Source organism: Pedobacter humicola, assembly GCF_056490705.1.
Genome location: NZ_JBWJIG010000006.1, coordinates 225,715 through 239,751, shown reverse-complemented (window position 1 = coordinate 239,751; position 14,037 = coordinate 225,715). Strand labels below are relative to the sequence as shown.

Sequence of the window (14,037 nt, the reverse complement as noted above, 5' to 3'; positions counted from 1 at the left end):
GCATTTAATCCCTTTACTATTCATACTTTTGCCCAAAATCAGATAAATTGGAACTACTACAGCAGCTTTTAGATTTTATTCTTCATATTGATGTTCATTTAGCAGAAATTGTTAACGAATACCGTACCTGGACTTACCTCATTTTATTTCTGATCATCTTTGCTGAAACTGGTTTTGTGGTAACACCATTCCTTCCCGGCGACTCTTTGCTTTTTGCGATGGGTGCTTTAATTGCAGGTGAGCACGAAACAGGTTTAAACATCTGGCTTATGCTGATCATCTTAATCGTAGCAGCAATTTTAGGAAATACCGTTAATTACAAACTGGGAAGTGTTTTGGGAGCAGGTGTATTTAAGGAGAAGAACAAAATTTTAAAGCTCAAATATTATCACCAGTCGCATGAATTTTTTGAAAAACATGGGGGTAAAGCCATCATGTTAAGCAGGTTCCTGCCTATTTTCAGAACCATTGCCCCATTTGTGGCGGGTATCGCTAAAATGCCTTTCGGCCGTTTTACCTATTACAATATTATAGGTGGTGTGGCCTGGATTTTTGCTTTATTGATGGGAGGTTATCTATTAGGACAGATTCCGGTAATCAAAAACAACTTCGAACTTGTAATTATCTTTATCGCAGTGGTCACTTTTGTACCTGCTATTTGGGCGGCAATAAGAAGCCGCTTCCAACCTAAAAAGATTGAAGAGATTATTGAAGGGGATAATCCTAAAGGATAGTTAAAGCTCTCTGCCGATAAGTGAGCCTTGCTGGTATTTCTTTTCGGCTTCAGCATTTTCTTTTTTCTCGTGTGGCAATAAGTCGGTTTTGATCAGGTTTTTAAGCACTGGCTGACCCGCATCAACCCATGCCGAATACCAAAAGGAACCAATTTCCAATATTGCAGCGCGCATCTGCTTTTCTACCATGTTATTCATTTTATCATGGTAAGCTTTCGAATAGGCTCTCGAGTATTGTTTAAGCACCATATTGTTTCTTTCTGAAAAGCTATATTTTTGGGCGGGAGGAAATGCATCATTCAATTCGGCTTCAAAAGTTAATACGGTATCAACCAAACTGTGTGTATGTTTAAGTATTTTCCAGGCCTCTTTAAGCGGGTTTTCAATGTAATAGGCTTTGCCCACAACAAAGTTGTAATCGGTAGAAAATAATTCAGGCAAGCGGCTTTCCCAAAAGGCATGAATACCAACCTGGTTTGTCAGTTGTCCGTTATGATTTGCTGTGGTATGTAGGGGAACGTGTGCGTCACCAATATAATGCCCGAGATCGGCTGAATATTTTAAGATTTTTACAGAATCACCTGTTTTAAATGCCTTGGTTAAACTATAATAGGTGCGTACAATCTGCCATGGAACAATGCCATCGGCATTCAGTTTTTTTTGACCATATTTAGCCAAGGCGTCATTCCATTTTTCGGGAATGCTATCGATATTTTGTTCATAATTTTCTACATCCAGGTAATGCCGTGGTGCTTCCAATGTATCAGCATATCTACGCTTATCGGGGTCTACGGCATGCTCGGTAATGTATTTGATGTTCTTTTTATAGAAAGCAATCATACCGGAGGGCAAAGTAAAAACAGCCAGGTTGTTTATCCTTTGATGCGCAAAGAAGCCCCAGGAGGTACAAAGAAAAATTGGGATGATTAACGCGGTTAAAATCGTTAATCTTTTCATCTACCTAAGATATGCAATTTCTTTGTAACTCTAAGGGCATGAAGACAAAAACTAAGCGTTTTCCATTTTTTTCATATCTAGCTTTTTCATTTGCATCACCACATCCATTACTCTTTTTGCTCTTTCGGGTTCTGCCATTAGTTCACCAATGTTCGATGGTACAATTTGCCATGAAAGTCCAAATTTGTCTTTTAACCAGCCGCAAACACTTTCCTCGCCACCATCTTTTATAAAGGTATCCCAGTAATAATCAATTTCTTCCTGATTATCACAGTTTACCATCAGGGAAATGGCTTCATTGAACTTAAAATTTGGACCGCCATTTAAGCCCATAAATTTATTTCCATTTAATTCGAAGGTAACCACCATAGGGGTAACCTGTGTGATTTTAGCATCTTTAAAAACGCTGCAGTAATATTTTGCTGCTGCCTCGGCCTGTCCGTCGAACCAAAGGCATGTTACTAGTGGTCTTGCCATTTTATATCAATTTTATGTTACCACAAGTTAGCCAGGATAATTAAGCTTGTGAGGTATAAAAGAGACATTTTAAGGGGGTGAATTTGACTATAATAGCGTGTACTAAACGCCGAATTGGTTTAAATGGTGATCGAGATGTTTATAGAACATGTTGTTCCATTCGGTTTTGGTTAATATGCCAAATGAGTGTGATTCCTTACCGTCGAAATGGCTTTCGCCCAATTGCTGGGTTTGGTTGATATAGGCAATTAATCTTAATTTTTCTTTTTCGAATTCCCTTTCGTCTTTGATGATGAAGGCAGGAGCGGTCTGGTTATTTTTTGAATAAGGTTTTTCGTTCACCACTTTGTTTTTAACCAGTTTTTTCAGGATAAACTTCATTACTGGTCCTGGTTTTGGGTGGATGTCCTCATAAACGAGTTCATAACTTACGTTGCAATGCGCCAGCATTTGGGCAACATTCATTTTGCCCCAAAGTGGGATAGTGGCAGGTGAAAGGTTGTTGATGCGTTCAATAGTTTCGCTAGCTACGGTGGGTTGGAAAATGTTCTTCATTGTTAATTTAAGATGATTTCTGGACGATAAACATTAAAAACTTCCGTTCCTATATTGTTTAATTTTTCGATAAGTTGTTCACAGCCGTTTTCAATGACATGATTTCTTTCATTTTCAGTTATCGGTATCATCCACAAAACATTGATAGGGCTACCTCTATAATCATCGAGGGCAAATTTGGGAAGAATATTTAAATCTTTAACTAAGATTACAGCAGTGATTTTGGTATGCTTAAGTTCTTTAAATGTGACGGTATGACCATTACCCAACCATGTAATCCCTTTCCAGGGAATCTCTGCCTGTCCGCTTATCCAACCACCTAGTTTGTCGAGCTCGGTTTGTTGTAAGCCGGATTTTAATATTAAACCCAACTCAATCCTGTTTATTAGTTCGGGATTTTCGCTGTAAATTTCAACAACCGGCATAGGGAGTAAAGAAAGTCCTACGGTAACAAATACATCGTTGTAATCTCCTGTTTTTAGGAATAAACCTTTTGGAGGCCACTCATTTCCATCAATAGCATAATATTTATCACTATTGCCTAAAATCTCTTCATAACTGTTGATCAGCTCCGGTTGTTTAAGCTGAAAGGGCGTTTGGTCGTTATCCCATAATTCCCAATATTCCTGGGCACTTTTAACCCGATCTATCAGTGCATTAGATGCTGTAAGCTCCCAACAAAATTCTCCGGTACCCTTACAATCCCGGGCGTATCCAGAAAAGCCGCCATTGCCCGACCATGCGGGGATAATGGCTATAATCTCTCCTTTTTCCAATAACGCCGCACCATCTCCCTCTTCGAGCCACACAATTTCCAAATCTTCACTTTTTAGTGGGGTTTGTCCTTCAGGATACCTGCAAAATGAGCGACTAAGCATGGGTGGGATTCCTTTTTTGATCAGATCTGTTTCAAGATTTGCAGGTGCCGCTGCTAGGTTTCTGATCCAGCAACTTTTAACACCAAAACGGGTGTCTTTATCGCCCCAGAGATAAAAGTAAGCCACTCTTTCATCCTGCTCTACTATCGCTGTAAGCGGACAGCTTGGACTGCTAAATTCTAAAAGAACTTCTGAAACGGGTATTTTTTCTTTTCCTGTGGAAAATATTTTTTTTAATAAACTCATTTTAATAATTATCTAATTCCTTAACATTTTAAATGAAAACCAGCCCAGTAGCACGATAATCAAAGCCATTAATACCCAAAGCCAGGCTTTGTTTTCGAATAATGGCTTTTCTGTTTTAATGGAGTAAGCAGGGTTTTGCTGTTCCTGGCCTATGTTAACGCTGGTTAAATTGCCAGGGATTTTACTTTCGAATTTTTCAATTTCATAAACCGGGCTTATCGCTTTTTCATTACCATAGTATAAAGCATATTCATCTTTTGGTTGATCAAACCGTGCAATAATTTCATAAATGTTTCCTTTTAACTGTAAGCCATTTAAGCGTAATGGCTTATTGTCGTTGTTCTGGATGGTTATTTTTAATCTTGAAGCAATGGTATTGGCGAAATGGAATACCGGCTTTTCCAATGAACTTATAGTGCCTTCATAAAGATTTGCATAGTTGTACTGTATACCTTTATCTGTTTTAAAGCTATCTGTTGCATACTCAATTTTGATGGAACGGTAGAAATCGAAATCGCTTTGCGCAATCAAGCTTAAATAAGATAATGGGACAGGTTTGGCTAAGGTGATATTGATAACTGTTTCCTTTTTGGATACATCATTTTTAAGTTCGAAAGACTGGTATTTTACATCCTGGTAAGTTCCCTTAACGGTATCTGTTTTAGAAATTTTTGCTTCTAATAATTCAGGTTGAACAAGACTTTTTACAGCGAGTCTGAAATATTGATATTTAGCATCTGGGAAATTCAATGTGGTAAACTGGTAATCCGTATCGCTGTTTTTGATGGAAAGGATCCTGTAGCCGGTAAAAATGGTAAACCACTCTTTGTTGTCGTTACTGCCTTCGAGATTTACTTTCCAGTCGAAATTTTCTTGTTTAAAAGCAAGCTTGATCTGGTTGATTAAATTTATTTCCGGTGATTGAAAGGTATAATAATAACCGTTTGTATTGGCGCTTTGATTAAGCTGTTTAAAGGCAATATCCTTATTTGTAACCTGATCGCCGCGTTGTTTCAACAGGTAAGGAACTTCCGTGGTATCTTTTCCATTGATGCCAAAGATTCTCAGGTCTTCGAAACCTGCGTTTGCCTTTTTGTATAAATCATCTGGCAATGTCATTTTATGCCAAACCGTATTCACGCCTGTTATGCTTCGTTTAAATTTAAACGAATTGGTTTGGGCATTGGTGAGATTGGCGCAAAGCAAAAGCAATGCACAGAGTTTAATCTTCAATTTTAACATCATCAATAATTAAATGTTTGTATTTATTGTAAAGGAAAGAAATGATGAGCAATAACACACCAAGCGATACGAAAACGATGGTTTTGGAGATGGTACTCAACGAATAGATATCATAAAAGAACAGTTTGACCAGTGTAATTCCGAATAAAACCATTGCGCCGATCCGCAAATGTTTTTTGTTTTTGGCGAGGCCCATGCTAATGAGAAACAATGAAAAAATACCCCATAGGATGCTTAGCCCTAATTTGTAACTGCCTGCCGAATGGGATAACTCTAAAATGTTAATCAATTCGCTGCTGATGATCCACAATAAGGATAGATATAGCAGGTAATCGAATATGGTTTTGAAATCTTTTTTCAATAGCCCTGAACTTTGCAATTGGTAGCATTGTAAAATCAGCAAAGCAAAAAAAACAATTGCAATATACCTGATACCAATATTAAATGAACCAATGATAAAATATTTACTTTCAGGGAATAAATAAGCATCTCTTAATTCACTTAAGTTATACAGTCCAAGGGTTAGGAAGGCTACAATAACCACGATATTAATAACCAGGTTAGCAACAGCAAGTTCTCTGTTTTTTAGTTTTTTAATATTGATATAGCTTAATACTGAAGCGAAAATCAGGGTATAGATATAAATCCAGGCTGTTTTTAAATGATCATAATTATAGTTGTATTCGTAAGTTGCATCATCTTGTTTCTGATGTGGATTTATATTGAGTTTTGTTGAATCGACAAGATTATTTAAGTATTTGGTTATTTCTATTCTCAACGAAAAATAAATCACCGCCAGTAAAATAGATGGAATGGCATAATTCAATATTTGGCGCATCCAAATCCATTGTGCAGGTTTTTCGGTTTCTTTCTTGCTAATGCTGAATATCCAGGCGAAGCAAGCAATGAAAATAATCGCGGTTAAGAAACCCACATTCATGATCGGTGTGATGGTTAACCCGAAGACAGGTAAATTGCTGTAATCAAACCAGTCTTGAAGTAAGCTGATGACCGCTAAAAATATTAATGGGAAAGATAATTTTTCGTAAATGGCGATATTTTTCACTCTGCCCAAATAAAACAGCACGGCAGCCTCTACAACCCAGAAAATGGTTACCCATCCGCCATCTAGCTGTACAGGTACAGCCATGGTAATAAAGGTGATCACCATGGCAAGGATGAGGTAAAACAGATTTTTATCTGCCAGGTTTTTCTTATAGATAATGAGGCATACCACAAAGTGAATTACTGCATTGGCTAATGTAAACAAGCCTAACAGTTCTGCACTGTTTTTATTATCTGCAAGTATTAAATAACCTATTCCGTAGTAGATAAATGAATTTAAAAGTAAAATCACCACATCGCTAAAGCCAAAAATCTCTTTTTTACTTACTTTATAAGCCAGATTGGTGATGTAAAAAGTGAGGAAAAATACGGTAGAAAATAATAATGCGATGCTGAAGTAATCGTTACTACTGCTTAAATCTAAACGCCAGGCAGAAAAAATGATCCATGTTAAACCAAAGGAGGCATAGAATAGAGGTTTCCAGTATTTTTTGAAACTGAGTATCAGAATGCCAATATTTATAATGGCCATGTATGTAAACAGAACGCCAACCTTACCCGAACCATCGCTCAGTAAAAAAGGGACGGCATAAGCGCCTACTAAGCCAATGTGGGCAATTACCTGTTTGTTATAGTTTATGGCTGCAACAATTGTAAATGAGGTGAATACGACCATCAGTCCGAAAGCCAGGGCCTGAGGAATTAAAGCATAAAAATCGTAGGCAGCATAGGTTATAAAATACAAGATAGCAATGGCACCGCTAAGCAAAACAGCAGAGAAATTTTCGTATTTGGCTTTAAGTTTTATGGCAAAGGCCATTAAAGCAGCACCAACGGCATAGCCCAATATAATCCTGGTTAACGGACTCACCATATCATGATCGATGGCATATTTAGCACCTATGCCTACACCGATGATTAAAATCAAAATGCCGATTTTGCTGATCAGGTTTTCGCCGATAAATTTTTCGAAATCGGATTTAACCATGTTCTCACGTTTAAACCGGTCTGCGAAGTTGGGTTGCGCAGGATTTACCGTAGCTGGTGGTCGTACAGGAACAGGCTGAGGTATAGCAGATTGTTGTACAACAGCAACTGGTGGTTTGTTTCTGGGAGGCGGCGCAATTATAGGTTCAGTTTTGCTGATCGGAGCCACTGGTGTTGAGCCGGGCGATTGCAGTGCTTTAACTTCGTTTCTTAAAGCTTGAATTTCGGCTTCAAAACCTTGCTGCCGAAGCAATAGGTTTTCGAGCTTAATTAAAAGCAGGTTTAGTTTTTCGGAATTATCCATTCTATATTTAGGTAGTGCGTAATTTTAACTTTAATAAATATAGGAATGTATTTTAATAAGGAGGCTGGGAATTTATTTAAGGTTTGTTAGTTTTTTTATTTAATTTTTGCTCAGCTTACCACCCCCTTGTCCCCCCTAGAATAGGCGGGTAGTAGAAAGTGCTATGGCGAGGTTGGTGTCTTTTGTTCCTGTTTCTGGTTCGAAACTTGAGCGAGAGGATCTATGGAAAGTATTTATATCAGTAATCAGCTTCCCTCATTATTTTCAAGGAGGGGGATACCAGGTTGTACACTCCATTAATAAATTCGTTAAATTTATCCCAAAATAACCTCAATGGAATTATCTTGTCCCGTATCGGCCGAAAGAGTAAATGAAAATGTAATAAGGATTGTCGCCTTTATGGTTGCCGTGATCGCAATTGTATGTGTGGTTTTTTCAAATTATTGGGCAATTGTCTTCCTGCTTTTTGATTTTGCCTTGAGGGCATTCACATCTGGTAAATTTAGCTTGCTGAAGTTTATAGCCCTTAAATTTTCTAATGCCCTTTCACTTTCGCCGAAAATGAAGGATCTGGCACCAAAAAAATTCGCGGCAACCTTAGGCTTCGGATTTTGCCTGTTGATTACCGCGCTATTTTTAACTGGTTTTTATACAACCGCATTAATCTGTACGGCTATCATGATTGTTTTTGCGCTGCTGGAAAGCTTATTTGCCATTTGTGTGGGTTGCTATATATATTCTTTTTTACAGGTTTTTACAAAGAAAAATGAAGCCTGATTTATTTTTTTAAAGCCTCGCGGACTTTAGGTGCAATCTTGCTTCCGAATAATTCTATTGATTTCATCAAAGCGATATGAGAAGGTCCACCAACATCCATATGTGCTGAAAAGCGGGTTAATCCAAAGGTTTCGTGCATGGCTAAAATCTTTTCTACCGATTCGTTTACATCACCAATAATCAAAGCACCGCTCTTGTTTCTGCCAGCATCAAACTGATTGCGCTGGTAAGGTGCCCAACCGCGTGATTTGCCAATCCGGTTCATTTGAGCAGAATAAAGTGGATAGTAGTAATCTGCGACTTCGCTGCTGTTTTCTCCAAACAAGGAATGCATGTGGACGCCTACTTCAAATTTGCCCATATCATGACCATAAGCTTCATAAACTTTTTTGTAATAATCGAAAAGTGGTTTAAACTGTATTGGTTGACCGCCAATAATGGCAAACATTACCGGTAATCCTAATCTGCCAGCACGTTCTACCGATTCTGGTGTACCACCAACAGCTACCCAAATTTTTAAATTGTCGTTAACGGCTCTGGGCAAAACTTCCTGATTGTTCAATTCTGGTCTGAATTTACCTTTCCAGCTGATTTTTGGCGCAGCGTTTATTTTAAGCAACAGTGCTAACTTTTCTTCGTAAAGCTCATCGTAATCCTGGAGGTTGTAGCCGAATAAAGGAAAGGATTCGATAAAACTTCCACGGCCGGCCATTAATTCGGCCCTGCCGTTCGAAATTAAATCTATCGTTGCAAAGTTTTGGTACAGCTTAACCGGATCGGATGAGCTTAATACTGAAACGGCACTGCTCAATTTAATGTTTTTGGTTATCGTAGCTGCAGCCGCCAATATAATTTCAGGGCTCGAAACCGCATAATCAGGGCGGTGGTGCTCACCAATGCCATAGAAATCTAAACCCACTTCATCCATGAGTTTTATTTCTGCTATAATTTCCTGAAGTCTTTGCTGTGCGGGTTGAATCTCACCTTTTGCATTGATCTGCAAATCACCAAACATACCGATACCTAATTCCATAATGCTAATTATTTTAACAAAGTTAATGGATTAGGGTGTAGTGGTTTTTGATGTATGATAAGAAAATTTGTTAAAAGATGCATCGCTTCCGTTTGCTTAAGCTCCTTTAAAAATTCTAAGGGTGATATGTAATAAGCTGCTCCTGATGTTGGAGCAGCTCATTAATCATAATCCTGATCTGGAATATAATAATCGAATGAATCAATTAATACCTCCAGATTTGTTTTTAAACGATGTGGCTTTAAGGTACAATTACGACGCCACTAAATACTAATGTACCTCTTTCTGAATCTGGTCCTTTATACACACTAACTGTGTATTTACCGCTTTCGAATTCATCAGGAAGTACAGCGGTTGCCGTAGGCTCACCTGGTTTGCCAGCGCCAAATGTTTGGATCAGTTTCACGTTGCCCTGGCAATCTTTTACCTCATAGGCAATATAGCCTGGACCTTGATTAGGGAACGTAACTACAATACCGGTTTGGCCATTATATGTTCCATAATATATCGAACCACTACTTTGTGCCTGTACTACCATTGTTGGTGCAACTATGGCTAATGACACCGCTGAAAATATGATGCTGCATGAAAAAAGTAGTCCTACTACTTTCGTTTTAATGTGCTGTTGGATTTTTGAATTTGTTTTCATACGTTTTTGAATTAGTAATTAAAATAAATAGATGTATATATTTGGATTATGATTAGGTCGTTTATGATCACGATTATGCTAATGGCATACAGAAGAGCATACGGGATTTGAAGCACGCTTACTGGTATTGCAGTAATTTTTCCTGGAAAAACGGTGGCATGCGAAACACTTAAATTGAAAAATTTAAGTACAGATGAAAAATATAGGTGTAGGTTCTCTCCCTCATAATAATGCGAAAATGGTTTAAAAATTACGTGGGATGAATTTCAAAAGTATTACTTTAGAATTATTTATACAAGACATTATATTAAATTTTACATAAAATGTCTTTTTTTGTAGCTTCTAGTTGAGTTATCCAGGTATTGAGCTAATTTTTTTACATAGCCCCTGCTTGGGGCTTAGGTCAAGCCTGTAGCTGATACATGTTAATCAAATTGATTAAAGCACTTTAATTTAATCGGCCAGTTACCTAAAGTCTTAAAAATGGTTTCGAGTTCATGATTGGAATAATCAAAATTGGTGGTGTCGATCTTAAATTTTTTGCCATTGAGTAAGATAAGATTCATGAATTTGTATCTATTGCGGCTAAAAAGGATATCAGGAACAGCTTGAATCATTTTAATTTCTTCCCATTTGAATGTCCCCAGTTTTAAGAATGTAATTTCCTTTTCGTCTGCTATGATGGCATATTCATCTTGTTTGGCGATTAGATTTTTAAAAAAGAATATCAAAAATACAATAAGGATCAATATTGTAATTAATGTGGAATGGAGATAACTCAGATCAAAGACAAAGGTGAGATTAATTAAAAATAAAGGAAACAAGCCAAAAACATAGAGTAATGGCCATAAATTACTATTGTCTTTAACTTTTATCGATTTAACCATATCCAAAATTATTGTTTATGGTTTCAAAGAAATAAGCCCGCTGTATACCCCATTAATTACCTTGCTCATCCTTGGTATATCAAGGGTTTCCACAGTGTCGGTTTTTTGATGGTAATTTTTATTCCTGTAAAAAGAGGTATCGGTGATCATCATGGCATCATAACCAAATTTCCAATAGTTTAAATGATCTGAAAAATCGATGCCTGGTAGTTTTGGCGGACCAGAAAAGGTTTTGGTAAGGATGCTTTTTGTGGCCTTAAAACTTTTCGAAAACTGACTTACAAACTCACCTGAACCAGATTTTTGTACAAGGGTAATATAATTTCCTTTATTTCCGTACTTCACCGATAGGATGCCTAAAGGGTAGGTTTGTGATTTGGCTTCATCTTTAAAGTAAGCGATCATTTCGAGTGATATCATGCCATATACCTCTGCATTAGATTCTTTTAACGATTTGGCATGAATATAACTGCCCATTAACTCCGTCCTGAAATAGGGTGGTTCTTCTAAAGTATAAGCCACGAGATCGATGCGGTAATTTAATTTTTTGCCCTTCAATAACCTTGATAATTCCAATAAACCCACAATTCCACTGGCATTATCATCCGCACCTTCCTGATCGCCACAAACGTCATAATGGGCGCCAATGATGATCCGTTTTTTGTTTTCGGTACCGAACGAACAGATGATGTTTTTATAACTTTTTTGATCAAAAGTATATTCCTGGATATAGACGCTGTCTGATGATTTTCTAAAGATTGTTTTGATATAACCGGCAGTAATATCAAGCTGGTCTATATTGCTATGGTTGCGGAATTTTGGCGTTTTGGTTAAGGTTTCTAAATAGGATCTGATCAGGGTTGTATCTGATTGGGCGGAAGCGTTAGCGTGATTAAGAATCAGAATGATGAGAAGGCTAATTAAGATTTTAACTTTATTCATTGATTAAAACATCAGAATGGTATTTGAAGTAATCCCTAACCGAAGATAATATTAACAATTTATTTATGCACAAGAAAACACGAGTTTTTTAGGTATGACCGGGTTAATTTAACCGATTGGATGGAAGAGCTTCCGATCCTTTAATCGGAACTCGCACCGAAAGCGGGACTATCGGATCCGATTAGCACTGGATTTTGCTTTCCAGGTAATCTAAATTAAATTTGAACCACATGAGAAATATAAGTTCTTGTGATAGCATGAAAGATTCTGATCCCGAAGGTTCGGGACAGAATGACGGATCTAAGTTGAAACTGCCAATTGCAAACTGAAACTACTCAATTTTCTTGCCTTTCATCGCGGTAGAAATCGCAGCATCCATTACACGTTCGGCAAACGGACGGGTAAATTCATTTAACTCGTCTGCTTTTTTCAAAATGCTATCTTTTTCCTGAGTAGCCAAAGCCGCTTTAAGTGCCTCAACATGTGCCACGGTTTCTTCAATTTCAACTTCCGATAAATGTTCTGCATGTTTTTTGATAAAACCTTCAGCTGTGTAAACCAATTGTTCACCTTCGCTTCTCGCTTCAATGAGCATGCGTTGTTCTACATCACTTTTGGCGTGGGTAATACTATCAATCAACATTTTCTCCACCGTATCGTCGCTTAAGCCATAACTAGGGGTAATTTCGATCTCTTGTTTAACACCCGAGCGCAATTCAATAGCCTGAACGGTTAAAATACCATCTGCGTTCAGTAAAAAGTTGATGTCTACTTTAGGTAAACCGGCAGGCATAGCAGGGATTCCTCTTAAATCGAATTCAGCCAGTTTCCTGTTTTCTTTCACTAAATCACGTTCGCCCTGGTAAACAGAAATCTTCATATTTACCTGTCCGTCTATCGAAGTGGTATATTGGCGACCAGCTTTAGTTGGTACTTTACTGTTCCTGGCGATAATGACATCCATTAAACCGCCCATGGTTTCGATACCTAAAGAGAGTGGTGTAACATCTAACAACAGGATATCAGAACGGTTTCCGGCTAAAACATCAGCCTGGATGGCTGCACCAAGTGCTACCACTTCATCGGGGTTGATATTGTCCTGTGGTTTTTTACCAAAGAAGTGCTCTACAGCTTGTTTTACAAAAGGTGTACGGGTAGAACCACCCACTAAAATGACTTCGTCGATATCGCTTGCCGATAAATCTGCATCTTTTAAAGCATTTTTACAGGCGGTGATGGTTTCTTCAACTTTTGCAGAAATTAACTGTTCAAAAGTCTGTTTATCAAGCGTACACCAGATGTCGCCAAGCTGTTCGTTGTAGAGATTTTGCGTTGATAAGGCTTTTTTAGCAGCCTCGGCCTGTAAACGTAAGGTTTGCATCAAAATGTTATCCTGTGCAACTACGGCTATGTCGAGATTGTTTTTCTCCAGCCAATAGTTTAAAATGGCACGGTCGAAATCATCGCCACCTAAATAGGTATTTCCGTTTGTGGCCAAAACTTCAAAAATTCCATTCTGAATCTGCAAAATGGACACATCAAATGTGCCTCCACCTAAATCGTACACGGCAATGGTTTTTTGTTGTGAAGGATCTAAACCGATTCCATAAGCCAAACTTGCCGCGGTTGGCTCATTTACAATGCGCATGACATCCAAACCGGCCAGTTTTCCGGCATCTCTGGTGGCCTGGCGCTGACTATCGTTAAAATAGGCAGGAACAGTAATAACCGCCCTGTTAACGGGAGTTTTTAAGGCGTGTTCTGCCCTGGCTTTAAGTTCTTTTAAAATTTCTGCTGATAATTCGATAGGGGTATAGAAACGATCGCCCGCATGTATTTTAACAAGGGCGTCGCTATCATCGTCGATGATTTTATAAGAGAAAATATCCTTATGTTCGGCTACATCTTTATAAGAGCGGCCAAGTAATCTTTTTACCGAAAAAATGGTGTTGGAAGGGTCTGTGGTTAAAAATTCTTTTGCTTCGTTGCCCACAATGGCTTCATTCTGGCTATTAAAATATACCACAGAAGGTACTAATATCCCTTTACCTGCATCGTTAATTACCTGCGGATTTTTATCGGGATTGATAAATGCCACTAAACTATTGGTAGTGCCTAAATCTATTCCAACTATAATTTCTTCCTTCTGAAATGAACCTGTAGCAAGGTTAATCGATATTTTTGCCATGACTGCAAATTTACAATAATGTTGGAAGGTTTTAGGACCGAAATGTTTTAATGTTGTAAAAAGACGGAGGTCCGGTGTCCGAATGTCAGCAGATAAAACGGTTTAGTTTATAAGGT

General features: G+C 38.0%; 13 protein-coding genes. 2 read left to right on the top strand and 11 right to left on the bottom strand.

What is annotated here, in order from left to right:
- The first annotated feature begins 47 nt into the window (after window positions 1-47).
- A complete protein-coding gene (locus AC04Q1_RS12390; protein ID WP_478364911.1) occupies window positions 48-734 on the top strand; it encodes a DedA family protein in 687 nt (228 codons plus the stop codon).
- On the opposite strand, the gene AC04Q1_RS12385 is transcribed toward AC04Q1_RS12390, so the two are convergent.
- From AC04Q1_RS12385 to AC04Q1_RS12360, 6 genes are all read right to left on the bottom strand, one after another.
- Window positions 735-1,691 (bottom strand): zinc dependent phospholipase C family protein, encoded by a 957-nt coding sequence (locus tag AC04Q1_RS12385; RefSeq protein WP_478364910.1) that lies wholly within the window; start codon window positions 1,689-1,691, stop codon window positions 735-737. It lies immediately after the preceding gene.
- Between the two features lie 51 nt (window positions 1,692-1,742).
- Window positions 1,743-2,168 (bottom strand): VOC family protein, encoded by a 426-nt coding sequence (locus AC04Q1_RS12380; RefSeq protein ID WP_478364909.1) that lies wholly within the window; start codon window positions 2,166-2,168, stop codon window positions 1,743-1,745.
- Between the two features lie 102 nt (window positions 2,169-2,270).
- Complete coding sequence (locus tag AC04Q1_RS12375) at window positions 2,271-2,723, bottom strand: DUF1569 domain-containing protein (RefSeq protein WP_478364908.1); 453 nt, start codon at window positions 2,721-2,723, stop codon at window positions 2,271-2,273.
- Window positions 2,724-2,725: 2 nt separating this feature from the next.
- Window positions 2,726-3,847: a suppressor of fused domain protein gene (locus tag AC04Q1_RS12370; RefSeq protein WP_478364907.1), complete on the bottom strand. Its 1,122-nt coding sequence runs from the start codon at window positions 3,845-3,847 to the stop codon at window positions 2,726-2,728.
- Window positions 3,848-3,859: 12 nt separating this feature from the next.
- Window positions 3,860-5,080 (bottom strand): hypothetical protein, encoded by a 1,221-nt coding sequence (locus AC04Q1_RS12365; protein ID WP_478364906.1) that lies wholly within the window; start codon window positions 5,078-5,080, stop codon window positions 3,860-3,862.
- Window positions 5,070-7,445, bottom strand: a complete 2,376-nt coding sequence (locus AC04Q1_RS12360; RefSeq protein ID WP_478364905.1) for a DUF2339 domain-containing protein — start codon at window positions 7,443-7,445, stop codon at window positions 5,070-5,072. Before AC04Q1_RS12360 ends, AC04Q1_RS12365 begins: the two co-directional genes overlap by 11 nt.
- A 333-nt stretch (window positions 7,446-7,778) precedes the next feature.
- On the opposite strand from AC04Q1_RS12360, the gene AC04Q1_RS12355 reads away from it, so the two are divergent.
- On the top strand, window positions 7,779-8,222 hold the full coding sequence (locus AC04Q1_RS12355; protein WP_478364904.1) for a DUF4395 domain-containing protein: 444 nt from the start codon (window positions 7,779-7,781) through the stop codon (window positions 8,220-8,222).
- A gap of 1 nt (window position 8,223) precedes the next feature.
- On the opposite strand, the gene AC04Q1_RS12350 is transcribed toward AC04Q1_RS12355, so the two are convergent.
- The 5 genes from AC04Q1_RS12350 to dnaK form a co-directional block, all read right to left on the bottom strand.
- Window positions 8,224-9,255 carry an LLM class flavin-dependent oxidoreductase gene (locus tag AC04Q1_RS12350; RefSeq protein WP_478364903.1) on the bottom strand — a complete coding sequence of 344 codons (1,032 nt, stop codon included), beginning with the start codon at window positions 9,253-9,255 and terminating at the stop codon, window positions 8,224-8,226.
- A gap of 241 nt (window positions 9,256-9,496) precedes the next feature.
- Window positions 9,497-9,904, bottom strand: a complete 408-nt coding sequence (locus tag AC04Q1_RS12345; protein WP_478364902.1) for a hypothetical protein — start codon at window positions 9,902-9,904, stop codon at window positions 9,497-9,499.
- Between the two features lie 425 nt (window positions 9,905-10,329).
- Window positions 10,330-10,791 carry a hypothetical protein gene (locus tag AC04Q1_RS12340; RefSeq protein ID WP_478364901.1) on the bottom strand — a complete coding sequence of 154 codons (462 nt, stop codon included), beginning with the start codon at window positions 10,789-10,791 and terminating at the stop codon, window positions 10,330-10,332.
- 15 nt (window positions 10,792-10,806) lie between these two features.
- The gene (locus tag AC04Q1_RS12335) at window positions 10,807-11,733 is read right to left on the bottom strand and encodes a M28 family peptidase (protein ID WP_478364900.1); all 927 of its coding nucleotides are present in this window, start codon (window positions 11,731-11,733) and stop codon (window positions 10,807-10,809) included.
- A gap of 331 nt (window positions 11,734-12,064) precedes the next feature.
- Window positions 12,065-13,921, bottom strand: a complete 1,857-nt coding sequence (gene dnaK, locus AC04Q1_RS12330) for a molecular chaperone DnaK (protein WP_478364899.1) — start codon at window positions 13,919-13,921, stop codon at window positions 12,065-12,067.
- Between the last annotated feature and the right edge of the window lie 116 nt (window positions 13,922-14,037).